This window comes from uncultured Deefgea sp. (assembly GCF_947072475.1).
GTDB lineage: Bacteria > Pseudomonadota > Gammaproteobacteria > Burkholderiales > Chitinibacteraceae > Deefgea.
This window is the reverse complement of the sequence record NZ_CAMTIA010000039.1, coordinates 1-20,451: the sequence shown is the minus strand read 5'-3', so window position 1 is coordinate 20,451 and position 20,451 is coordinate 1. Positions and strand designations below refer to the sequence as shown.

General features: G+C 43.4%; 31 protein-coding genes. 14 read left to right on the top strand and 17 right to left on the bottom strand.

The window, feature by feature from the left end; genetic code table 11:
* From Q0V82_RS12045 to Q0V82_RS11965, 17 genes are all read right to left on the bottom strand, one after another.
* Window positions 1-1,428, bottom strand: a complete 1,428-nt coding sequence (locus tag Q0V82_RS12045) for a DUF4055 domain-containing protein (protein WP_297576049.1) — start codon at window positions 1,426-1,428, stop codon at window positions 1-3.
* Window positions 1,428-2,999 carry a hypothetical protein gene (locus Q0V82_RS12040; protein WP_297576047.1) on the bottom strand — a complete coding sequence of 524 codons (1,572 nt, stop codon included), beginning with the start codon at window positions 2,997-2,999 and terminating at the stop codon, window positions 1,428-1,430. Before Q0V82_RS12040 ends, Q0V82_RS12045 begins: the two co-directional genes overlap by 1 nt.
* Window positions 2,983-3,483 (bottom strand): terminase small subunit, encoded by a 501-nt coding sequence (locus Q0V82_RS12035; RefSeq protein WP_297576045.1) that lies wholly within the window; start codon window positions 3,481-3,483, stop codon window positions 2,983-2,985. The genes Q0V82_RS12040 and Q0V82_RS12035 overlap by 17 nt, the downstream gene beginning before the upstream one ends.
* A 63-nt stretch (window positions 3,484-3,546) precedes the next feature.
* Entirely contained in the window at window positions 3,547-4,077 is a 531-nt protein-coding gene (locus Q0V82_RS12030) for a 3TM-type holin (RefSeq protein WP_297576043.1), read from the bottom strand.
* Window positions 4,067-4,456 (bottom strand): hypothetical protein, encoded by a 390-nt coding sequence (locus Q0V82_RS12025; protein ID WP_297576041.1) that lies wholly within the window; start codon window positions 4,454-4,456, stop codon window positions 4,067-4,069. Before Q0V82_RS12025 ends, Q0V82_RS12030 begins: the two co-directional genes overlap by 11 nt.
* A complete protein-coding gene (locus Q0V82_RS12020) occupies window positions 4,446-4,940 on the bottom strand; it encodes a M23 family metallopeptidase (RefSeq protein ID WP_297576039.1) in 495 nt (164 codons plus the stop codon). The genes Q0V82_RS12025 and Q0V82_RS12020 overlap by 11 nt, the downstream gene beginning before the upstream one ends.
* 47 nt (window positions 4,941-4,987) lie before the next feature.
* On the bottom strand, window positions 4,988-7,213 hold the full coding sequence (locus Q0V82_RS12015) for a hypothetical protein (RefSeq protein ID WP_297576037.1): 2,226 nt from the start codon (window positions 7,211-7,213) through the stop codon (window positions 4,988-4,990).
* Window positions 7,210-7,758 carry a hypothetical protein gene (locus Q0V82_RS12010; protein WP_297576035.1) on the bottom strand — a complete coding sequence of 183 codons (549 nt, stop codon included), beginning with the start codon at window positions 7,756-7,758 and terminating at the stop codon, window positions 7,210-7,212. Before Q0V82_RS12010 ends, Q0V82_RS12015 begins: the two co-directional genes overlap by 4 nt.
* Window positions 7,759-8,047: 289 nt before the next feature.
* Window positions 8,048-8,458, bottom strand: coding sequence for a hypothetical protein (locus Q0V82_RS12005; RefSeq protein ID WP_297576033.1), 411 nt, complete (start codon window positions 8,456-8,458; stop codon window positions 8,048-8,050).
* Window positions 8,459-8,476: 18 nt separating this feature from the next.
* Window positions 8,477-8,827, bottom strand: coding sequence for a hypothetical protein (locus tag Q0V82_RS12000; RefSeq protein ID WP_297576031.1), 351 nt, complete (start codon window positions 8,825-8,827; stop codon window positions 8,477-8,479).
* A 1-nt stretch (window position 8,828) separates the two neighbouring features.
* Window positions 8,829-9,275: a hypothetical protein gene (locus Q0V82_RS11995; protein WP_297576029.1), complete on the bottom strand. Its 447-nt coding sequence runs from the start codon at window positions 9,273-9,275 to the stop codon at window positions 8,829-8,831.
* A gap of 63 nt (window positions 9,276-9,338) precedes the next feature.
* Window positions 9,339-9,938: a hypothetical protein gene (locus tag Q0V82_RS11990; protein ID WP_297576027.1), complete on the bottom strand. Its 600-nt coding sequence runs from the start codon at window positions 9,936-9,938 to the stop codon at window positions 9,339-9,341.
* 641 nt (window positions 9,939-10,579) lie between these two features.
* Window positions 10,580-10,999, bottom strand: coding sequence for a hypothetical protein (locus Q0V82_RS11985; RefSeq protein WP_297576025.1), 420 nt, complete (start codon window positions 10,997-10,999; stop codon window positions 10,580-10,582).
* Window positions 10,999-11,655, bottom strand: a complete 657-nt coding sequence (locus Q0V82_RS11980) for a DUF2786 domain-containing protein (RefSeq protein WP_297576023.1) — start codon at window positions 11,653-11,655, stop codon at window positions 10,999-11,001. Before Q0V82_RS11980 ends, Q0V82_RS11985 begins: the two co-directional genes overlap by 1 nt.
* Complete coding sequence (locus Q0V82_RS11975; protein ID WP_297576021.1) at window positions 11,655-11,840, bottom strand: hypothetical protein; 186 nt, start codon at window positions 11,838-11,840, stop codon at window positions 11,655-11,657. Before Q0V82_RS11975 ends, Q0V82_RS11980 begins: the two co-directional genes overlap by 1 nt.
* A gap of 45 nt (window positions 11,841-11,885) precedes the next feature.
* Window positions 11,886-12,140, bottom strand: coding sequence for a hypothetical protein (locus Q0V82_RS11970; RefSeq protein ID WP_297576018.1), 255 nt, complete (start codon window positions 12,138-12,140; stop codon window positions 11,886-11,888).
* Window positions 12,137-12,799 carry a hypothetical protein gene (locus Q0V82_RS11965; RefSeq protein ID WP_297576015.1) on the bottom strand — a complete coding sequence of 221 codons (663 nt, stop codon included), beginning with the start codon at window positions 12,797-12,799 and terminating at the stop codon, window positions 12,137-12,139. The genes Q0V82_RS11970 and Q0V82_RS11965 overlap by 4 nt, the downstream gene beginning before the upstream one ends.
* A gap of 452 nt (window positions 12,800-13,251) precedes the next feature.
* Between Q0V82_RS11965 and Q0V82_RS11960 the strand changes: the two genes are divergently transcribed.
* The 14 genes from Q0V82_RS11960 to Q0V82_RS11895 form a co-directional block, all read left to right on the top strand.
* On the top strand, window positions 13,252-13,437 hold the full coding sequence (locus tag Q0V82_RS11960; RefSeq protein ID WP_297576013.1) for a hypothetical protein: 186 nt from the start codon (window positions 13,252-13,254) through the stop codon (window positions 13,435-13,437).
* Between the two features lie 14 nt (window positions 13,438-13,451).
* Entirely contained in the window at window positions 13,452-13,661 is a 210-nt protein-coding gene (locus Q0V82_RS11955; protein WP_297576011.1) for a hypothetical protein, read from the top strand.
* Window positions 13,662-14,038: 377 nt separating this feature from the next.
* Window positions 14,039-14,404 carry a hypothetical protein gene (locus Q0V82_RS11950; RefSeq protein ID WP_297576009.1) on the top strand — a complete coding sequence of 122 codons (366 nt, stop codon included), beginning with the start codon at window positions 14,039-14,041 and terminating at the stop codon, window positions 14,402-14,404.
* A 3-nt stretch (window positions 14,405-14,407) separates the two neighbouring features.
* A complete protein-coding gene (locus tag Q0V82_RS11945) occupies window positions 14,408-14,662 on the top strand; it encodes a hypothetical protein (protein ID WP_297576007.1) in 255 nt (84 codons plus the stop codon).
* A gap of 53 nt (window positions 14,663-14,715) precedes the next feature.
* Window positions 14,716-15,219 (top strand): hypothetical protein, encoded by a 504-nt coding sequence (locus tag Q0V82_RS11940; protein WP_297576005.1) that lies wholly within the window; start codon window positions 14,716-14,718, stop codon window positions 15,217-15,219.
* Between the two features lie 53 nt (window positions 15,220-15,272).
* The gene (locus tag Q0V82_RS11935) at window positions 15,273-15,503 is read left to right on the top strand and encodes a hypothetical protein (RefSeq protein WP_297576003.1); all 231 of its coding nucleotides are present in this window, start codon (window positions 15,273-15,275) and stop codon (window positions 15,501-15,503) included.
* Window positions 15,490-15,675 carry a hypothetical protein gene (locus Q0V82_RS11930; protein WP_297576001.1) on the top strand — a complete coding sequence of 62 codons (186 nt, stop codon included), beginning with the start codon at window positions 15,490-15,492 and terminating at the stop codon, window positions 15,673-15,675. The genes Q0V82_RS11935 and Q0V82_RS11930 overlap by 14 nt, the downstream gene beginning before the upstream one ends.
* A complete protein-coding gene (locus tag Q0V82_RS11925; RefSeq protein WP_297575999.1) occupies window positions 15,659-15,955 on the top strand; it encodes a hypothetical protein in 297 nt (98 codons plus the stop codon). The genes Q0V82_RS11930 and Q0V82_RS11925 overlap by 17 nt, the downstream gene beginning before the upstream one ends.
* A complete protein-coding gene (locus Q0V82_RS11920; RefSeq protein WP_297575998.1) occupies window positions 15,948-16,148 on the top strand; it encodes a hypothetical protein in 201 nt (66 codons plus the stop codon). Before Q0V82_RS11925 ends, Q0V82_RS11920 begins: the two co-directional genes overlap by 8 nt.
* A gap of 597 nt (window positions 16,149-16,745) precedes the next feature.
* Entirely contained in the window at window positions 16,746-16,967 is a 222-nt protein-coding gene (locus Q0V82_RS11915) for a hypothetical protein (protein ID WP_297575996.1), read from the top strand.
* Window positions 16,968-17,335: 368 nt separating this feature from the next.
* Entirely contained in the window at window positions 17,336-17,659 is a 324-nt protein-coding gene (locus Q0V82_RS11910) for a hypothetical protein (protein WP_297575994.1), read from the top strand.
* An 81-nt stretch (window positions 17,660-17,740) separates the two neighbouring features.
* Complete coding sequence (locus tag Q0V82_RS11905) at window positions 17,741-17,971, top strand: hypothetical protein (RefSeq protein ID WP_297575992.1); 231 nt, start codon at window positions 17,741-17,743, stop codon at window positions 17,969-17,971.
* Between the two features lie 6 nt (window positions 17,972-17,977).
* Window positions 17,978-18,193, top strand: a complete 216-nt coding sequence (locus Q0V82_RS11900; protein WP_297575990.1) for a hypothetical protein — start codon at window positions 17,978-17,980, stop codon at window positions 18,191-18,193.
* The coding region (locus Q0V82_RS11895; RefSeq protein ID WP_297575987.1) for a DUF3987 domain-containing protein at window positions 18,190-20,451 on the top strand (2,262 nt) is incomplete at its 3' end. The genes Q0V82_RS11900 and Q0V82_RS11895, both read left to right, overlap by 4 nt.

Below are 20,451 nucleotides of genomic sequence, written 5' to 3'. Positions count from 1 at the left end.
TTATTCTCCTTGGGTTGCGGTACCATTACCGCTGGCGGGTTTAACTACAGGAACCAAGCCCAGCTTGGGTTCTTGTTGAATCTTAGCTAATTCGTCATCAAAAGTCAAGTCCGTCATGCCACGAGCCTTCAAATACTTGTGAATTGTCTCAAGACTTAATGGCAATCCGCCTTCTTTAACAGAATTCATAAACGGAGCAAGCGCCGCAATATCAACAGATACGTCGATAAACTCTTGGTTTGGCGTAATAATTACGGCAAGCGGGTCTACCCCAATCCATTTTGCAGCTTCGCGGAACAGGTATTGCACTGCTGACGATGCAGTCATTGCGATACCCTTCAATGTTGCGCTTTGTGCTGTGATACGCACGCGTAAAGACTCACCTGATGTATTTACCCCTACATCATCACTAATCAAGCGCCCTGCACGTTTCTCCGCCCTTGTACGATCATTCTTCAATGCCTCACGTTGCTCCGAAAGCCCTGAAGAATTGACGCCGATGTATTTCGCGTCACCGCCAATGTCAAGATCAATACGTGAGCCAATACCTGTTCGCAGCTCAGAGCTATCACCCTCAGTATTTAGCGCATTTCGCACCCCACCGACGGTAACTAAGGTATCTTGCCCTTGCATAAACAGAGATTGGCGATAGTCAGCCTCACCGCGATAGATAGCCAAACACTCGTTACACAAAGGCTCCATTGGACCAATCTCAGGCGTAGGGTTATTATCTTTGGTGTTAATATACACCAAAGGAACCATACTTTCTAGCGGCTTGCCTTGAACAAGTACCGGAGTGCCTAACTGCGCGTCGGTTAAATCTTCGGTGACGTATTGTGTGTACACACCATTTTGCAATTGGAGAACACGATATTGCTTTTTATCGACCCAATTGAAGCCTTCGCGAACTGGACCAGATTCATCGAGAATAGTTAACTCCAAGTTTCCCTGATCTGAGCTATCCCAGTTAATTGCGCTCTCGCCAAAATACACAGCAATGTAGAATACAGGCTTGCCGTCAACTACTTTTACGTCGAGCAGGATGACAACGCGACCCATAATAAGCTGCTGCTCATTCAGAAGCATTAGCAGATCGTTAACTGAGTCGCCCGAAACTGTGGCTGATTCGCGCAAGTATTCCAACTCAGCAGGTAATTGAACAGTAGGCGGATTCCGGTGCATCATACCCAAGTACGAACTTACCGCATCAGATACATACTCAGGAAATACCGCACGTTTATTATACGAAGCGTAAAATTTTGCACCATCGTCCGACGCGTTTGCGATGCCATCCTCAATCATACTTTGAGTCGCCGGAAGGTATTCGGTCGCGGCAGCTTTTACAGTTTCTTCGCCAGCGAAACAGTCGCGATGCTTTTTCCAAAACGGAAGCAATTTTGTGTACAACGGATGTTGGTAAGCTGACATTAGTGATGTCCTTTTGTTTTATTGGAGCGTGCCCCAGTTGCATGTGCCAATACTCGATAGCGAACTTCGTCACCCATGTGGTCTTCAGCTTCGGTATCCACGTCATCGGGGTCTTTTTCATCGCGAGGTAACGATGGAACTAACTTCTTGAATTGTACACAATTTTCCATCACAAATAAACCAGGCGTTTCGCGTGGAATATAATTCCCAGTTGCGTCTACCTGCGGTTGCGCTTGTTTAATCAACTTGCGCATAGACTCCCAACCGTGTTTTCGAGAACCCGCGGATTTGTCGGAGCGTGCCCATTGAACACCTCGATAGCGGCGACCTTCGATCACGACAGGTTTTTCCATATCCGCGGCGATACTATTGCCGTTCATAAGATCGTAAATCGAATTATCGGCCGGCCCAGGCACAACTCGGTTATGAATACCGAAGCTAATCTCACGGGCCACAATACCTTGAGCTATCTCGGTCGCGAGCATTCGCAAGCCTTCATTGGCTTTACCCGAGCATCCGTACCACTCATTTATACGGAATAGATCGCCTCGTACCGTACGAACCCTTTGCCCGTTTGCTAGGACAACATCAGATCCGTCCGACTCAGCCCACCAACCTACACTAAACGGGCGAGACGAACCATAGTCGAAAGAACGATCAATACGCCAAGTGTGCGGAATCTCAAATCGCGGAACAATGTTAAGCGCGTCACGCCAAAGATCATCGAACATACCGCCCGAAGTAATATCCCAGCGACCTTCAAGCCATGCACCACGCTTGTTCGGGTCAGTAATGCTTTCAAGCTCCGCGATATACTCGGGTGCAAGGTAAATATTTTCTTTATACGAACCGAAAATCCGAACCTGTGTTTTAATTACAGGCTCTCGCATTTGTGTTTTCGGGTTGAAAACCATTTTCTCCGTCGAGAGGATTACGCCAGGCGGTGATACGTCGATAAACTTCTCTTTAACCCAAGAGTGTCCAGAGCCATAAGGATTGGTCGTTGAGAACACCGTCAACGGAATATCGGGCAATAGCTCGATAGAGCCGTCTCGGTTTTCGATTGGATAATCTTCAGGTCGGAACGAAGAACGATTACATGAAGTCATCGCCTCATACGCCGCATCGCTAGGGTACTTAGTTAACTCATTCCAACCGATAAAAGGAAATTCCTGACCGTGGTAATCCCAATAGTCACTTTCATCTTTAACAACGCGGAAAAGTAATTCCTCGCCACCAGGCCAAACCCACTTGTAATCAGACTTCGCGCTTAGGAAACGAGCGCCGTCACCAAACTGGGGAAACCAACGTTGCGATTTAGAAACCAAGTCATCTAAGTTTTTATAGGCACGATCAAAGATCGCCCCGCGCCAAAAGCGACCGTACCCGCGACCTACGTTCTTTCGAAAGAACATTAACTGCGCGTCGGTTTTTCCTGGTCCTCGGCTTCCGTCATATAAAATTTGTTGCGCGGGGCAACACAGCGCGAGAGCCTGCGAGCCAGCCAGAGGTTGCCAGATAATTTTCTGACCGTTTGGCGCTACCTTCGGACGTTCAATTTGAATTAGCACCGTGTGTCACCAGTGATGCTTGTTGAGCTTGAGCATTAGCACTCCATGTGGCTGGATCAGTCATTGCCGGAACCATCATAACACCACCTCGATGTTCGGTTACATTCTCGGTTTTAAGAGGCTTATCCATACCGGTTAGAGAGGCCAACTTTGACAATGCAGATACACGGGCACCGTGTGTTGAATCAGCCCCGTGATAGTGTGCTTCTCGAACCAATCCTGTTAGAACCCGACGGCGGAGCAGTTCTTCTAATTCCGTCGTCGAAAGTTCGTCAAGCTTGGCGTCTTCGAGTTCACGAATTCGATTTACAACATACGGCGTTTTTAGGATTTTGTAGACGTAATCCGCCGCAGACTCGGAATCCAAACCAGCCGCAATGCCTGCGCTAATTGCATCGTAGCGGACAAGGTAAGCGTCAACGAAGCGATTTAAGAAATCAACTTCCTCGGCGGTTAATACGGGTTGGGAAACAGGGTATTGCATTAAGCCCACCTAACACATCATTATTTACTGAACAATAACACACGAAGTGGGCGAAGGCAATAATTATCCTCGATTGTCCGTGTGAATGCGCGGGTCCGACTGCATTTTACCTCGGTACCAAGATGCAACACCTAGAATAGCGCCAATTGCCATCCAAGCTTCAACAGGTACGACTGGAACAGGCACTCGCGCAATAGGCAAAATAACGTAGACACCAAAAAACGTCAAACCGAAGATAAAACCAACAAATGGCCGCCAAGAATATGTTGGCCAATTATCAGACGCCGCTTCAGCTCGCATTGTTTCGTTCACAGAATGTTGGCGAGCAGTGTCGGCAAGCAGTTCATTTTGAGCAGATGTAACGAGAAGCTGCTGTAGTTCCACTGTGCGCTCTTTTTCAATTTGAGCAAGCTTAATCGCCGCTTCGGGATTCGCCGCTAGCTCTTTTGCAACCGCATCTGGTGTCGCGTCAACGCCCAAACCTAGCGCGATTAAACCGCCGATAGCACCCCCAGCTGGACCGCCAATTAAACTACCCAAAACTGGTGCGCTTTTAGCAACCGTGTTGCGCAAATCCTTCCAATCAAAGTCCATACTTAACTCCCATTATTTTAAACAACTCTTGGCAGATATATTGTAACGTGTACGCACGAATCTCCGTGCTTTCTGTGCCAAAAGGAATACCCCGCTGCTCGAACACCATGTCTACAAGATGACTCGCTTCGTGGATGACTGTGGTGAAATCAAAATCTTCATTAAACCCGACTGCAAAATACACAACGCCATCAATTACAGTACCGATATAGCAACCGCGAGCGTTCATTGCGATTTCCATTCGGTGTGCGTGTACTTCGCCAGTGTAATTATGGTCAATAAGATATTTAATCTCTTTTCGGTTTCGAGCGACACAGATTTCAGTGCCGCCCAAACAGTCCAAGGTTATTACTGGAGATTTTTTATGTTTAAACATCATGGCGAGCGACAGCCACACGTAATGGGCATTCTCCGAATACACCTAGTGGAGAAATGCGACCGCTTAAACCCTTCCCAGGCCGCGAAGTAGTACGAATTTCAAAATGCAGATGTTGGTCTGCAACTGCCATACCTTTTGCGTTACCTGATTCACCTGAGTGAGCTACGCACTGGCCCAGTTCAACAGAATCACCCAGATCGACATTGAAATCAGCCAAGTGTGCGTAAGCAGCGAAGTGCCCTGTTTCGCCAATCGAAATAACTAGAACGTTACCATAGTCTTTCGACACGTACTTTTCAACCACACGGCCATCTGCGATTGCGTAGCACGCAGTACCTACTTTAGCTGTAAAGTCCCAGCCCTGATGAACGCGAGGCGAGCCGTCACGATTCTTGCGAACATTACCGAATGTGTTATTTAGCGAATTGCGGCGTATAACATTGCTATCAAGAGGCCAGTTTACAACGGTTTTTTTGAAGTTCATTTTAAATCCTTCGGATTGGGAGCTGCTGCCTTGTTTTCATAAAATCACTAAGCAGTAGGCATACCACCTGTGCCGCCTGAGATAGTCGTGCCTGCGGGTATCGTGTTGCCGTAGTAGCGATTTCCTGAGCCAGCACCCATAACTACGATGTTGCCTCCAGCTCCAGCACGATTCATATTCGTCCTGTTGAATCGGAAAACTACATCGGTACACGTATTTGCTGCTTCAAGAGCAAGATAATCATTGGTTCTTTCATCAGCAATTAAGGATGCGCTTTCGATCAATACGTCTGAACAAGTTCCTCTTAGATTAATCACAGTTGACCCAGACCCCATCCCCGCCCCTACCGCTGGTGAATTATCCGACAAATCTCCAGAGATACGCACGCGGGTGCAATCCCACAACTCAAATGCACCCTTGGAATTGGCGTTAATCGTCGCCATACTTTTGAACGATTTAACACCTGCGGTCACCTGTACCCCAACGCAACTCTGTGAGCCTATGAGATTATCAGGTTGATTATAGTGAGGGTTTTGTCCACCGTTTTTCACAACCAAGCGATAATCAAGGGTAATCCGCTTTGTAAACGCGGGAGTGCCTGACTTTTTGACCATAATGTTAGAAGCGCCAGAACCATCAAGAACGCCAGTCATGCTAATTGTGTCAAGCGGGGCTTCTGTTGAGCTGACAAGAACAAGGTTGTGAATACCAGAGTCTTTTACAGTTAGATCAATGTCCAAGTTTTTGCCCGACACAATAGCGCCGTAAAATTTCGATTTAGTGATTACCGCTGATATTTTCGCCTCCTCAACACCACCAACAAGAAGCCCTGTATGGCAATTTGTAATAACATTACCTTCACTCACCACTTGGTCAGTGTCTATTGAGTTAGTTGCAGGGTTAGTTGTGTAAATAGTACCCACCAAATTGATACCCCAGTTTGGTGGGTACTTAGATGCGTTGGTGATTTGTACGGACTTTTGAGCGTCGTTAAATGCTAGAAAGGATGCGGGTATACTCCAAGCCGTACCATCTCCAAGCGACTCCACTTGCAGGTAAGTGGCAGCTAAATTCGAGCCTGCCGATGTTTTCAATGTTGTGTAGCCTGCGGCATCCAAGTAAATCGTAGACAAGTCATTTTTCATTACCAACACTGTCGCGCCACCCAGATTGGTGCGGTAAGTATCACTGTATTTACTAATCTGTAAACCAAGGCCGTTTTCATCACGGATAATATTGTTGGAGATAATTGCTCGTTGCGCGCCAAAGGCACAGAACATACCTGCGTTTCCATAGTCGCCTTCAATGTGAACTTGAGCCTTGGCAACTGTGGTTTTGATAAAGTTATTGCAAGTCACAGTGTACGCAACGGCATCAAACGCAGTGACCGAACTGTGATAAGTTCCACCACCTGCCCCCGCCCCATTGATTGTTATCACTTGACCAATAGGTTCAGGGTGGAATCTGACAAAATCCGCCGCAGTCAATTGAATAACTTTACTCCCCGCTGTTACCGCTGCAAATGCAGTGTATGCATGGTGTGGACTAGCACCGTTACGGTAAAACTGATTACCTGTAACAATGAAACTGTCATTCGCATTGCCAGACTCGGCGTGGCAATGCATACCACGCCAGCCATTATGATGTGCGTCCACCCCTGTGATTGAGAAATTACTTAATTTACCAACCGCGATCAAACCGTGAAATGGTGCATTCTTGAGTTCCACGTTACTGATCGCCCAATTTTTTGAGTTAACTACCCTTAGACAATTTCTAACCGAGTCGGAATCGTCATAAGGAGCGAACGGGTAGTCAATATCGGGGTCTTGCACATTGGCATCTAAAGTCAATTCGCTGAGTCGCCAATTGTCACCGTAGAATTCGATGACATTTGCGACATTGGTTGCTTGGCCTACGCCCCACCCTCCGCCAACACCTTTTGTTGTGGCTACTATTTTGATGGTAGTAAGCCCCTTACCTAGCCCTTGAATCGAAATAGGATTAACAAAACGACGAAGTGACTGATCTACATAGAACATCCCAAGACCTAGCGTAATATAAGCGCCAGTTGGATTATCGTTGTGCGCCGACATAATGGCCGCAGTGTCAGCGACACCAGTAATATCACCGCTTGGTAGGATTATGTAATACCCTGCATCACCCCCCGCACCAAGACTGCTGCCTGCGTCCAATCCGCCGCCATCATGAACAGCCATTGACTGCGAAGCAGGAACGGGGATAGAGCGACCACCTCCTGTTTTAACCTTAATCATTTTTTACCGCCTTCTTCCATGTCCGAAACTTTTTCGCGTAATACCACAATCGCATCGTGGTCTTCCATCATTCGTGAAGCGAACCAACTGCCAGCGGCTAATATAAAAGTGAAAATTACAGCAGAGGCCCAAGCTGATACCTTTATAACAGTATCTTTTTCAGTTGTCAACTCTGTAATGCGTTTTGCCAGTTCCACATCGGCTTTACCCAAATCTTCAATATCCGTTTCCATGGCTTGCTTGTGAATAGCGAACCGATCTATTTTTTCATTAAGATGGCCCAATTTCTGGTCTTGGGAACTTAGCGTATTGTTAAGCATACCTATCGACTCGACCACTTGCAGAAAGACACTATGCTTGGCGTGGATATCTTGAATATCCTTTTCGGCGCTTTCAATTCTGTGCGAGACAACCGCTTGGTCAATCTTCATCGTATTCAGAGCTTCGAGAACTCTATCCAATTTCTGAGAATGATCGCGTCCATCGGCCACAATAGTTTGGATTGCCTGCGATACTTCTTGATCTGCCATAATATTCTCGAACATAACGTTATCCACTTATATTAGCACAATATAATTTCGGTTAATAACTATTATACGCCCATTATTGTGAATACGATGTGTCACTCGTCACATAGATAATAGTTGGTATGATTATATAGAATTTCCACCACCGAGATTTTGAGAACCGTACCAAACGAGAGTCGGGGATTTACAGTTGGGCAATAGAGTTGGTGTTAATGGTATATAGTGACTTTGGAGAATATTGGCCAGGAGTCGGGGAGACCCCAACCTCTCCCCTTTCTAGGCAAAGAATGCCTAGGGGGGGGGGTGTCTAGTTATTAAAATTAATCAATTTGATTAAATCACTCGCTGATATATCACAATCAAAACTTAAAGCGTGCTGTAAATCGTCGTCATCATTATCTAAATAGGACAATTGCAAGTCTATTTCGTGACGCAATTCAATATTAATAACATTGTCAGACACTAATTGTAAAATATAAAATTCTTTAGATTTTAATTCGTTTAATAACGCAATTGAACTAATAATAATTAAGTCGCCCTTACGTCTAATAGGTATTATTAATTGTATTGATTCACCTGTACTATTTGTCATTGCGACAGTTTTTAAATGCAAATCAGTTAGAATAAAAAATTCATTATTAATAAACTGATTGTCATAAATCAAAATATCAAAATGTACGTTTAGCGAGTCACTGTTAATTATATAATCGAAAATCATTTTAATTACCCTTTTAATTTAGTTACGAGATAAATCAATTAATTTTCTATGCTCACAATCATTTAAGTAATCAATACAGAGTAATGAATTACACAATTTAAACTTATTGCATTCTGCAATAAATAAAGCAGGGTTTTCTTTATAGTAAATTGAATTAATCACAAAATTATCTACAGGCTGAAATGCAGGAATAAAAATATCTGCACATTCCTCGCTATCAGACAATAAACGAATTTCACAATTATAATGCATTTCATTGCAATCAAAATCACTAGATAAATGCAATAAAATTGCATTTTCAAAAGCTAAAGTTAGCATTTGTAAATCGAGTTTATTTTTACCTACAACTGCATAAATTTTATTTTGCATTTTAGCAACTCCCTTTAAATAAATAGCCTATGCAGCCTGTAATATGATAATTATCGTCGTCAATATATAAGTCATTATTACGTTGCAAAACTCTAATATACACGTCCTTATTTTCGATACTTTCGTTATCAGTGTAAAGCTGTATAAAACAGTTACTCATAGTTTCAAATAGCACAGAATTAATTAAATCAACGTCAATTAGAATTCTATTATTAGAAAGGGTTTTACAAAATAAAATACTTTCAGAATATGTCGCATTTGTGCAGTTATTATCAGGGTTTAATGCCTTTAAATAAACAGGGTGTGCAATAACTAGGCAATCGCGCTTAAATGTATCGCTATAGCCTAATTTTACAAAATTAACAAAATCAGAATCTACATTGTTTAAATCAACAATAACAGAATACCCTTTGAATGATGCTAAATCTATAACATAGTCGCAATTCATTGCATTATCTCCTTTTTAAATAATTAATTAATGCACGCTAATTAATAGCGTGCATTGTATTAATTAGCTAATTGACAGTTTAGATTGCAATTCCTTTAATTCAGCCTGCAATTTATCAGCTTTTACCTTTTTAGCTGCAATTAATTCAAGCTGCTTTTGTGCTGCCTTTTCGCTGCGTAGTTCAGCTAGGCTTTTTTCGCTGCGTGTATAGCTTATTACGCCTTCAGGCGACACGCTGCGAACAATGTGCATCAGGTCGTAGCCTTGCGAATACTTAGGGCTTGCAAGGTCGCTAATCGCAGTACGCAGCGTACTTTCTACGCTCACAAGGCTAGAGCCTTCTTTCTTAGGGCATAGCTCTAGTAATTCGCTATATGTAATTGATTTTCCTACCTGATCGAATAGGGCATTCAGGAAAGCTTTGCAGCCTATTTGACGCGCTTTTTTTGTTTTTTGTGCTGCTTTCAATTCTGCAATTTGCGCCTGCAATTCAGCGATTGTAGGCGCTGCATCTTCTTTAATTTCAGCAATTGCAGCGTCAAAGGAATAACCTTCTTCACTTTTAACAATCTCTGCATTTTGATCTAAATCAGCGCGAGATTTAAGAAAATCAACAGCAGCTTTTTTAGTTTTGAAGAACTCTGAAGTATAGGTATTAGACATAATTTAATATTCCTTAATAAAGATTTAATTAATTAGAAACAAAGTAAACAATTTTATTCACGACTAATGCATTATGCAATTCGTTTGTATATGCCTTTTTATATTCAATCCCTGCAATTTGAAAAGTGACTGTTTTCATATTTTCTAATCCTTTCTGCTTCTGTGCTTTGATTCGATAACTTCATTATACACGAATTCCTATATAACAACTAGCTATAGTGTAACGAAATGTACGAACAGCTTACGGCGTCGCTTACAATTTTGATCTTGTCAATAGTTTGCAGCCTTTCTAATAAACGCGCACGCGAATACACTATTTTTATAGAATTGTCAATAAATAGGATTAGTTTTTGCAATTTTACAAATCCTAATTCTATTTGAGAATTGGTCTCAATTGACACGTAAAATTCAGCAAGTCGCACATTATAGAAAAAACCTATCGCTTCTCACACCTGGATAGGCTTTCGCTATATTAGCAAACGACATTATACGGAAAGATATTATATAGAAATATATTATATCAAAAGACATTATATGGTCTAGTAAAGTGACAAATTTCAGCCAAAACAAAGACACGCCCTATACATGCGGCGTGTCAGAAATCCAGAAAACCAAAATCCACTAATTAAATCCCACTCCGATCATTTTTCCAAAATCAAGTTCTCCGCATTTTGAAGCGGCAAGCGATACACGTTCTCGCTTTCGGCGCCACCTTTGGGTAATACAAGACTGCCAATATTAACAAGAGAGAATACTTGGAGTTTAACTTGATTCCGCAAATACGCTTTGGGTAGACCAGCAGCCACACTCATTCCCTCGATCAGCTCATAAATCTGGTTCAACGTCATTTCGCCATTTGAGTCAACGGCTTCCAATATGATAGTCTGAATTTGCTCACCAAAAGCAACGCCTGCTTCGACACCAAAATGCTCAATGGCGCATGGTTCCATGGCTGCCATAATATGGATCTGGGCATCGCATAAATGGTTCCGCGTAACCCCTGTCGGGGTATTTAGTATCTGCAAGCCAATGGCTGCTAGGATTTGATTAAGAGTTTGCATTATTGGACTTCCTTATGGATTGAAACGCTCGCACCTGCAACGCGCCCAGCTGCAAGTGAGCCTGCGTCATTGACTGCGTGCTGCACCTTTTGATAACGAGCTGGGCCAAATTCTTCTTCAACCGCAGCAGATTTGATAACAACCAATGCAGTCGAGCTTTCAGCGGTTTTTCGCTCTTGCATCATGGCGGCAAGACGATTGCGAATAACTTGGCACGCGCCAGCCATAAACGCGTTTGTCTTTTTGCGGTCATTCCCTGACACGCCTTCAGAACCGCAATACAATTTGCACAAGTGTTGGATTTGATTCCGTAGATACTCGAACATAGCCATGGCGATCTCACAATCTTCGGCGTAACCTTTAAAGCGCAATTGTTTGCAGCCTTGGGTATATCCCCACTCAACGATGCAATCATTGTATTTGGCAACCTCAATCGCCAAACTAGGCATCCACTTAGGCATTGAACGGTACAATTGACCGTCAATCTTAAAACCAAAGATCGGCGCATCTTTACCTTCCAACATGGATTCATCTAGCTGATGCTTATCCATCAATTTACGCAACATTGAGGCTGCGGTCGCCGCTTCTTCTGGACTCGCATCCTGATTGCTCATGGCTAACAGTTTGCGGCATTTTTCAATGATGGCTTCAGACATTATTTTACTCCCAAAAGAATATCTTCAATTTTACTAAACTGCTCGTTGGTGATGTTCAAATGCTTGGTGTGGCCTTTGGCGCTAAACAGTTGGATCATAAACTGACCGTTGCCGTCTTCATAAATTGGCAAAGGCGCTACCTGTAACATTTGGCCTTCAACATAACTAAGTTGTTCGGGAGTCATTTCGCTTTTCCTATATCGCGTTTCAGTAATTACATTATATAGCAATCACGACCCACTGCTACGCTTTTTTGTCCGAACTTCTGCAAACAAGTCTGGCTCATTTTCTTTACGCCGACCATTTACAACGCGCTCAACCAAACCCTCAGCCATTAGCTTCTTTATGAACATGGTCGCAGATGCGGCTGAGTACCAGCGGCCACATTGTTTGTGCAAGACTCGAATTACATCATAGCGGCTAAACTTCTGCGGCAAGTCTTCGTCCATCAACGCCTTGATACCTGTTTCTAATTGGGTACTCATTTTTGGTTCTCCTTATACCATTCTGTTAAACATGCGCCAAGGTCTGTATCCAAAAGCTCGCTCGGCAAATGCTTTGGATACAATTGTTTAATTAACCGTAGTTTGTGCATATCCGGCTTGGCGACGAACATACAATTTTCGGGCGAGAACTCATTGCAATCCGGTAGAATAATTACTAAGCAAGAGCCTGGGAACCAACGCTTATCGCACCATTCAATGAATCGAGAAAAATAGCGCCAACTTTCGCATACATTCAATTTGCTACGCCTCGCTTTTGCGGCGTCGGCCATCTTCTTTTTAATCTCAGTTGGAGTTAACATCTTTCCATTTCGACCAAACGGTTGCACCTCTTTTAACGCCTCCGCTTTGCTCGCCTTCGCTGCTCGGTTGAGCATGGCAGACCAAATAGAATAGTAAATAATGTCAGTAGCCTTTTGTACATCAACTCTACCAATTCCTGCAACGGTCGGCTTAACGCCAGTCCACCTTGTAAATTCAGTTCTTTCCCGCGCACGCGCCTCTTGCACATCGCGATAATATTCAACCCTTGCGGCTTTAACTTGTCGGTCGATTGATTGCTTTCTAAGCTCCAATAAGTAGCTCGGATCCAACTCCCCGCTCGGCTCAACTTTTTCAACCTTAAATGTAAACTTTGCCATATTGTAAACCTCACCAATTAAACGAGTATGAAATAATTTTACGTGGAAAAATAGCTAAATCCACGAGATATAGCATAAGACACCCAGCCCTTAACCCCCAGCTTTACTGTACTAATATATAAAATAATAAGGGGGTAAAGGGGGTAGAAAAATACTATATAGTAATATCATTCTACCTATACAAATACACATATTTGGGTTTCGGTATTGGTATTACCAAGTATTTGTATATTTATCTACATCTATACATATCTACATATTCCTAGCGCCCTTCTGTTATTTCAATCTATTATGAGCGTTTACCTTGTTATTCGCAACTTATTTTAAGCTATTTTATGTAATTTTAAACTATTCAAATTATTTCATTCTTTCTGGCACAATTTCCTTGCTTTCGGTATCATTCCTATATACAATTCAGTTATCAAATAAACAAACGCAACGAGGTAATCAAAATGACCGCATCCGCAACACAATACGAAGTACGCCTATACCTTAACGCCGGCGGTTTTCAATTGCTTCAATATCGCAACCGTATTGCGTGGAACAAACGTACTGCGGAAAAGCATTGCGCCGATATGAATGCTCAGTTTCGCCAAGCTCCAAGCAAGTATGCAAAAGCAACCGTTCACGAAGCTTAATAAGGATAACTAACATGGCCCATTACATCGAACTCGAAGCTGTTCGCACTTACGCAACCAAAGCGAACGCAATCAAAGCAGTCGAAAAGAAAATTGGTCCAAACGATATGAGCGACCAAACCTATTTCATCGCAATCACTGAAGAAGGTCGATATTATCCAATCTTCATCGGTCAGCGTGCAATCCAAGCACAGCTCCACTTTCACTTTAATGTTGTGGGGTAATCGCCATGCTCAAAGCACCCGCACTCAAAGCCCTGATGGAAACCTTTCCTGAAGGCGACTCTATTGCCACATATGCAAAGTCGCATAGTAACTCAACCGTCGCTCGTTGCTACTGGAATGCAATTCACCAATGCGAGCAAGGTCTAGCCCTAAATGCCAATCATTGGTTCTTGGATGCGCTCACTTCTCGTTATGGCGAGAACTCGGCCCATATCTGTAATTTCATGTCTAAAGCTTCGGAGAACTAATCATGGCCGTCACTTTACTAAACCACCTAGTCGCAATGCAATCGAACTTACTCCAATACCTAATCTCCTCCGGAGATATGCCTGCGGCTTTGCGGCAGCATCACTTTATTGGAAATGCGTTGAAGTACCATGATGCGCCTTTTTGTGCGAAGGACTATTCCGAACTGCTTGGTTTGTATTGCACCAATCCTAAAGCTGCACTGGAGATGGAAAAATGCTCTCGACGAATTGATTGTGGCCACAGAAAAGAACTTCGAACGTGCGCTTAAAACTGTCACAACTTACGCCGAGCAACGCATTGCCGATACTGGGATGGAGCCTTTTCATATCCATCGGGTCTCGCGTCGCTTCATGCGCGACATTAGCAACCATAATGACAATTTTGAAATGCGCGAATTAATTATCAACTTTGCCAATTGTTTGCTCACAGGTGAAGGCAATCGCCATTACGGTGAGATTTGCGAATTGGCAACTAAGTTACAACCGGAGGACTGAGAAATGGGGTATATTGTCCGCAGTAAAAATACAGGGGTATATTTAGTTGTTCGTTGCAAAGAAGCACCATGGACGGGTACCAAAACCTGTGAGTTTGCTTCATGGACCAATGACATTAATGCGGCAAGTGATCTAACGGGTTTGTTGTACCATCGCCCTGATGATAACCTTCGCAAAATTTTAGACAACCCTGACAGCGAACGCGTGGAAGCTGAATTCAAAACCACAACTGTTGTTACTTTGAAAGAGCCACAATAATGAATATACTTCACGAGTGTGGAAGTTGGATAACGATACGGTCCATTTTACTTATGGAAGAAACCAATATCATTGAGAAAGCAATGATCGCGAACGGGATTCGAGATATTGCAAACAATCTTGGTTATTTTAATGCTCGTCCAGTGGAATCAATATACCTCTGTAAGTCTTGTGGTATGCCCGCCGTACGAAATACAAGCACAGGTAGACCTTGCGCCAAAGATTTGTGTTTTCATTGTAATCATTGGAATATAACTGTTGAAGGTTTGCTTGGCCCGATTACCGAAAAAGACTCACCTTATCGTGTATTGGCTCCGATTTCCGATGGTTATGAACTGGTTTCTTTTCAAGCAAAAATATTTAGAAATGACTCCGACGAGTATTTGGGCCATGGCGGCAGGCTGTTCCGTTTTAAAATGCCATGGGGTACTGTAGTTGAATCAAACAATGTTTGGTCGGGTGGATATGTACCCAATCGGTTTCACGAACAATTGAAACATCGAATGGTTGAAGCAATTGCTAACAATTTTAGCGTTCCTTTGGTTGGAACTAAATAATTGACAGCGGCATGATCTTAGATTATTATATAGGTATCGATAAGGAGAAGATCATGCGCCATCAAATTAATGTAGTTTTCGAGGGCATTGAAACACTAAGCCCAGAGGCTCCGCAATACTTCGCGGTTGCTACAGTCGAGCGTGATAGCTCCCGTGACTGGATAATTAAATATATCTGGGTTTACGGTCAGTCTGTCATGAGCAAAATGGCAGATTGGCAAATTTCCGAAGTTGAAAAATGTGTTGAACAATACTTTTTGGAGTTGGACCATGAAGCAAATTAAATTGGTTGAGTCTAAACTAGCTTCGCCTTGTGTTGGTTGCTACTACCACCCCGAGGACGATTACGTTTGCCCGCGTAAAGATGTCGGCTCCAAACTTCTCGTTTGTGTTGATACTGAATCGAATGGTAATAATTTAATCTTCGTGGAGAGTGAAAATGAAAATCCTATTTAAACCGTTAACGTTGCGCGTTTTCGTTAAGTGTCTTGGTGAAATGTCTGGGTTTGAAGACGAGGCACACGGTATCAAACCGAATCGCTTATTCGGCGATCTGTTTAACGCCCTTGATAATGTTGAAAATGGTCTAATTGAAGTTGACGTAGACCCTGTTCCGTTGCGCCAGTATTGCGAACTGTTTAAAGCTTGCCGCGATTATGATTTTGAACAGTCGGTACAAACTGTACTTACCTCAATTAATGAAATAGAAAAAGACTTGGAGAACTGCAATGGATGAAGCAACTCTTGCTAATTTGCGAACGCAGATTGAAACGCTGAAAACAACCAAATCATATGCCAACACTGCGTATGTTTCAGGTTACATCGACGCATTGGTGGAGTCCAAAGTTTTAAGCAGTGGCTTTGCAAAAATAATGAATCAGCCCGACATTATGCTCGATTCATTGAATTCAATGTACGAGAGCGATTGATTGTAGAAAATGGCTGAATTGGCATACACCTGCAACTCGGGTGTTCGAGCTGCGAAACGTGGAAAGGGGAAACGGAAATGAGAATCCGAAAAGATTTAACATGGTATGGCTATTCTGCTGATAAGCGCAAGCGCCGTAGGGAACATCGTCACGCAGCAAAATCAATTATCGAGCGAAAGGTGGGAGTGTTTGGCCCATCGTCAACGTTTAACTCGAGTGCAGTATGGCATCGTCACAACGCACGGTATTTGGGGCGTTGATATGTCCAAAAGATCAGAAAATTTTTGATGAATGGAGAATGAAAAATGGTTAAAGCAGTCACACGCTACGAAAGCGAAGATGGGCAGACTCACAGCTCGCACGTGGACGCTCAAGCCCACGAATTGGCTGTGCGAATTCATAAAGAGTTGGGATCCAACGATACACCTCCGTCGAAACGAATTCACGGTAGCGCTTTCCCACAAACAGTCCTTATCGCCAAATGGGTTATCGTTAATCTAAAACCTGAGCTACCTTCGGACTAAAAGTGTTGATCTTGGTGCTGTGTTGTATTATTATATAGGTATTGATAAACAACCCAGCACAAAGGTGTACAAAATGGCCACAGATATCCAACTTGCAATTGAACTTCTCGCAAAACAAGGCATCCATTGCAAAAATGATTATTACTCTCTACGGTCCGTTGAACTGGCTCGTATCGAAGAAGCTCGCATCGGAAGTGGATACCGTCAATCTAAAAAGTGTAAAGATTTAGGTCGCACAGCTAAATACTCGTTTTACCTGTTTATCCAGCGTGAGATTCGCAAAATTACGCGATAGAATCGACGCACACGCGACTTGTAGCAGCACGCGCTTGTACTGACCTCTATTTTTAATTTGAAACGCTTAAAACGCGATTGTGAGGCAAATGGAATGTCAACCGAAAAAACATTAGTTTGCACAAATGCAGTCAGTAGGGTGTGGCTAATCGCTGCAACTTTATCAACGTTCAGGCGATTGACGCAAATACAGTCGAATATGTTAAAACTAAATTGGGAGAGTTACCATGATTTTCGTAATGATTAAAGGCGCAACCGCCTATGAAATCCAAATCCATAAATATTCATTTAGGGTTTGCTTTCTACTCGGGGCGTACTGGCGATTCAAACCTTGGAAGCGATTTTCTTTTCGTATAGTGGAGATTTAAAATGGACTTAAATATCTTGCGTGCAAAAATTTCGGAACTCGAAGAGGTCGAGGATTATCTTAAAAAATTAAAATCTGAATTGGCACAGGTGGATTGCCGCGGTCAAATGGATACAATTAGATTGACTTTTGGTAAGACTGAGCGAAATTTCAAAGTGGTTGATGTTGAATTTCTTCGAGACGGAGGTAAGTCGATGAAGGAGGTCCGAGGGCGGGAAATGATTGCGTTGGGGATTAAAAAGGTGTATGGGTCTGTAATTGATTCAACTGAGGCCAGCGTGTCGGAGTTGAAAAAAGAAATTAAAGCCCTAACAAATCGCGGCTAGTTTGCACTATTGCAAATAGAATCCCTGCTTGCATTGGTTAACTTCTTACTATATACTATTTTAATAATATAGGAGATTATCATGTCCGCACCAATGAGCCTTAAAGACATTGCTTTTTTAAGTGGCCACACTCACAAAACAATTAACCCCGTTCTGGAGCAACTCGGGTATGTCCAGCGCACGCACCGCGGCTACCGCCTAACTGAGCTAGGTCGAGAAATTGCAGTGGAGGTTGATCGCGGCTCCACTGTATCAACTTATTGGGACGCAACGTCCATCGTAAAAATTTTGCCGCAACTAAAACTAAACTGAGGCGCCATGCTTGATATTTTATTCGCTTGGATAGGGGTTCTATTGCTCGCAGGTTTGGTGCATTGGATGCTTTTGCCAACTAAACGCCAATCTGGGTACGATTGGGCGAAGCAAGGAATCGCCACTGGAACCTTCACCGTTGGTCAGATCCGAAACGTGTCGGTGTATTTAGATTCTGAGTTTTGGGAAGGCGTACAAGATTACTTGGAAGAAATTGAATGATAGCCGAAAATATTCCACAAGCAATGAAAAGTGAAATGACTTGGTGTTTAGCTGGTCCACAAGACGACCCGAGTTTCGATTATAAAATCCCTTATTACTTCAAAGCAGGCATGACCGCGCCGAGTCGCGCAATGTCATCCCACCCTGAAGAATATGGCCAAGACTTTGATACTGTTTACGCGCAATGGGCGCATATGGTTAAGTATGACCCTAAATGGGGTATGGGTTTATTATTAAAGCCTGACATTAGAACATTAGATAATGGTGATATTGTAAACATTGGTCTTACTTGCATTGACTTGGATAATAAGAAACAAGACCCTGAACTTTTCGACCATTATGTTGCTATTTGTACGCGGTTAAATTCGTACACGGAACTTAGTGCCAATGGTGGTTTGCATTGTTGGGTTCAGGGGTATATGCCTGCGCTTCGCGGATACCACCCCATTCTGCACGCGAATGTAGAAATCTATTCCGAAGAACGCTTCATGCGCTGCACGGGCAACATGCTCAATATAAACCCGAATATTGAAAACCGGCAAGAGCATTTGGATTACTTCGACGCGAATCGCCCCAATCGCAATAAGATGGTTGACGACGGGGTAATGTTTCAGGCAAAGCGTGAATTATTTCCAATGGAAGTTATTCAGCAACGAGCGTGGGCAAACCCTAAATTCCAAGCAGTGTTCAATCTCGATCTAAATTCCGCAGAAGTACGTAGAGCAATTGTGGCCAATAAACCTAGCCATGAAATTACACTCGACGATATTGACTTTTCAGTGATTGACGGTATCTTGGCTGGTATGCTTTTGGACCCTTATGTAGGCGCTAGTTTCGCACAGGTGCAAGCGTGCTTGAAAGCGTCTCGTATAGGGCAATTGCGCGTACAGTACAACAAACAGCCCCAGAAATATGATCGTCTCGATTACATCGAACGAACCATGCGCGGCGCGTTGCAATATTGGCCTGAGTCTTCGCACCCTGTTCGAGCTTTCGACGGCAACAAGCACTATATGTGGGACGGCTCGATTATTGACGAATCAATTGGTTCATCGAGTGTTGCGCGGTTAGTTGCAAAACTGACTGGAGACAAAGTTGCGGTGGCTGAGTCGCAGATTGCAGCCCTCGGGTTGACAGTCGATGAAGCGAAAGACATTGTTGAAATTGATCGCATGGAAATGTTCCCAACCTTGCATCGTAAGACAATGGACGATTACTTGGAAGAATCGGGAATTTGCGCCGATGATATTCCTTTGAAATGGCAACTAGCTCCGATTGATCTTCCAGTGGGCAAAGCTGGCGTTCTTTGTGAATGGTTACACAAGCAAGCCCGAACTTCTATTCCTGAGTTTAGTATTGCCAGCACGCTGGGAATTATTGCAGGCTTGGTTAATGTTGCCTATTCTCGCGAGGGGCGGTTCCCATCACTATACATGATTATTGGAGCGCCGTCAGGTGTAGGTAAAGACGAAATCATTAATAACGTGATTGCAGTTTCTCGTATGTTATCTGATCCGACTTGCATTCCAGCGTTGAAAGATACCGACAAAACTTTCTTTATTCAAGAGAGGATGGCCTCGCCGCAAGCAATTATGAAGGTTCTTGGTCGCAATCACGGTGTTCTACAGGTATCCCGCGAGATTGGATCGACTATCGCAAAACTAGCGAAGTCTAAGACTGGTTTCAAGACTGACTCCAATTCCGAAGACTACTTGTCATATCTAAATGATATTACGTCAGGCGGTCCGAACAAGGGAACGCCAGGGCAGATCAATGCAAAAGACGAAAACTCCCACAACTTGGATTTTGATTCTTCGCTGTCAATTATCGGTACTTGCGTTCCAGAAGAAATTCGAACTTTCATGACGAGCGGCTTGGCTTCAACAGGTTTCGTATCACGGTTGATTTGCATTGTGTCTATGGAAGGCGGCAGTGTGCCTAACTCCGATATATCTCGTTCAGTCCATCTTGATATGTCAGCTTTTAAATCATTGCGCGATCTAGCGGAACGCCAGATTGAGGTTAAGGCGCAATCTAGGCAGCCGCAAGAAATCAAAGGGCATCCGCACATTCTAAAAGTGTTTACGGCATATTGTCGAAAGAACTTGGAAAAGATTGCAGTAACCGACGAACTGAAGCGCCAAGAGTGGGTTCGTCTACCTGAAAACTCGACGCGTATTGCGAGCCTATTGGCTGTATTTGAAAATCCAGATAACCCTGTAATTACTGAGTCCATGGCCCGATGGTCCATTAACTAT

What these genes read in the sequence shown, in the direction of transcription:
- Q0V82_RS12025 (WP_297576041.1), bottom strand. Translation starts at nt 4,456, where the DNA reads ATGATGTTTAAACATAAAAAATCTCCAGTAATAACCTTGGACTGTTTG.
- Q0V82_RS12010 (WP_297576035.1), bottom strand. Translation starts at nt 7,758, where the DNA reads ATGTTCGAGAATATTATGGCAGATCAAGAAGTATCGCAGGCAATCCAA.
- Q0V82_RS11980 (WP_297576023.1), bottom strand. Translation starts at nt 11,655, where the DNA reads ATGTCTGAAGCCATCATTGAAAAATGCCGCAAACTGTTAGCCATGAGC.
- Q0V82_RS11935 (WP_297576003.1), top strand. Translation starts at nt 15,273, where the DNA reads ATGCGCCATCAAATTAATGTAGTTTTCGAGGGCATTGAAACACTAAGC.
- Q0V82_RS11915 (WP_297575996.1), top strand. Translation starts at nt 16,746, where the DNA reads ATGGCCACAGATATCCAACTTGCAATTGAACTTCTCGCAAAACAAGGC.
- Q0V82_RS12020 (WP_297576039.1), bottom strand. Translation starts at nt 4,940, where the DNA reads ATGAACTTCAAAAAAACCGTTGTAAACTGGCCTCTTGATAGCAATGTT.
- Q0V82_RS11955 (WP_297576011.1), top strand. Translation starts at nt 13,452, where the DNA reads ATGGCCCATTACATCGAACTCGAAGCTGTTCGCACTTACGCAACCAAA.
- Q0V82_RS11990 (WP_297576027.1), bottom strand. Translation starts at nt 9,938, where the DNA reads ATGTCTAATACCTATACTTCAGAGTTCTTCAAAACTAAAAAAGCTGCT.
- Q0V82_RS11975 (WP_297576021.1), bottom strand. Translation starts at nt 11,840, where the DNA reads ATGACTCCCGAACAACTTAGTTATGTTGAAGGCCAAATGTTACAGGTA.
- Q0V82_RS11920 (WP_297575998.1), top strand. Translation starts at nt 15,948, where the DNA reads ATGGATGAAGCAACTCTTGCTAATTTGCGAACGCAGATTGAAACGCTG.
- Q0V82_RS11940 (WP_297576005.1), top strand. Translation starts at nt 14,716, where the DNA reads ATGGAAGAAACCAATATCATTGAGAAAGCAATGATCGCGAACGGGATT.
- Q0V82_RS11960 (WP_297576013.1), top strand. Translation starts at nt 13,252, where the DNA reads ATGACCGCATCCGCAACACAATACGAAGTACGCCTATACCTTAACGCC.
- Q0V82_RS12030 (WP_297576043.1), bottom strand. Translation starts at nt 4,077, where the DNA reads ATGGACTTTGATTGGAAGGATTTGCGCAACACGGTTGCTAAAAGCGCA.
- Q0V82_RS11995 (WP_297576029.1), bottom strand. Translation starts at nt 9,275, where the DNA reads ATGAATTGCGACTATGTTATAGATTTAGCATCATTCAAAGGGTATTCT.
- Q0V82_RS11910 (WP_297575994.1), top strand. Translation starts at nt 17,336, where the DNA reads ATGGACTTAAATATCTTGCGTGCAAAAATTTCGGAACTCGAAGAGGTC.
- Q0V82_RS11945 (WP_297576007.1), top strand. Translation starts at nt 14,408, where the DNA reads ATGGGGTATATTGTCCGCAGTAAAAATACAGGGGTATATTTAGTTGTT.
- Q0V82_RS11905 (WP_297575992.1), top strand. Translation starts at nt 17,741, where the DNA reads ATGTCCGCACCAATGAGCCTTAAAGACATTGCTTTTTTAAGTGGCCAC.
- Q0V82_RS11985 (WP_297576025.1), bottom strand. Translation starts at nt 10,999, where the DNA reads ATGCAAACTCTTAATCAAATCCTAGCAGCCATTGGCTTGCAGATACTA.
- Q0V82_RS12005 (WP_297576033.1), bottom strand. Translation starts at nt 8,458, where the DNA reads ATGATTTTCGATTATATAATTAACAGTGACTCGCTAAACGTACATTTT.
- Q0V82_RS11950 (WP_297576009.1), top strand. Translation starts at nt 14,039, where the DNA reads ATGATGCGCCTTTTTGTGCGAAGGACTATTCCGAACTGCTTGGTTTGT.
- Q0V82_RS12035 (WP_297576045.1), bottom strand. Translation starts at nt 3,483, where the DNA reads ATGCAATACCCTGTTTCCCAACCCGTATTAACCGCCGAGGAAGTTGAT.
- Q0V82_RS12045 (WP_297576049.1), bottom strand. Translation starts at nt 1,428, where the DNA reads ATGTCAGCTTACCAACATCCGTTGTACACAAAATTGCTTCCGTTTTGG.
- Q0V82_RS12000 (WP_297576031.1), bottom strand. Translation starts at nt 8,827, where the DNA reads ATGCAAAATAAAATTTATGCAGTTGTAGGTAAAAATAAACTCGATTTA.
- Q0V82_RS11900 (WP_297575990.1), top strand. Translation starts at nt 17,978, where the DNA reads ATGCTTGATATTTTATTCGCTTGGATAGGGGTTCTATTGCTCGCAGGT.
- Q0V82_RS11965 (WP_297576015.1), bottom strand. Translation starts at nt 12,799, where the DNA reads ATGGCAAAGTTTACATTTAAGGTTGAAAAAGTTGAGCCGAGCGGGGAG.
- Q0V82_RS11930 (WP_297576001.1), top strand. Translation starts at nt 15,490, where the DNA reads ATGAAGCAAATTAAATTGGTTGAGTCTAAACTAGCTTCGCCTTGTGTT.
- Q0V82_RS11925 (WP_297575999.1), top strand. Translation starts at nt 15,659, where the DNA reads ATGAAAATCCTATTTAAACCGTTAACGTTGCGCGTTTTCGTTAAGTGT.
- Q0V82_RS12015 (WP_297576037.1), bottom strand. Translation starts at nt 7,213, where the DNA reads ATGATTAAGGTTAAAACAGGAGGTGGTCGCTCTATCCCCGTTCCTGCT.
- Q0V82_RS11970 (WP_297576018.1), bottom strand. Translation starts at nt 12,140, where the DNA reads ATGAGTACCCAATTAGAAACAGGTATCAAGGCGTTGATGGACGAAGAC.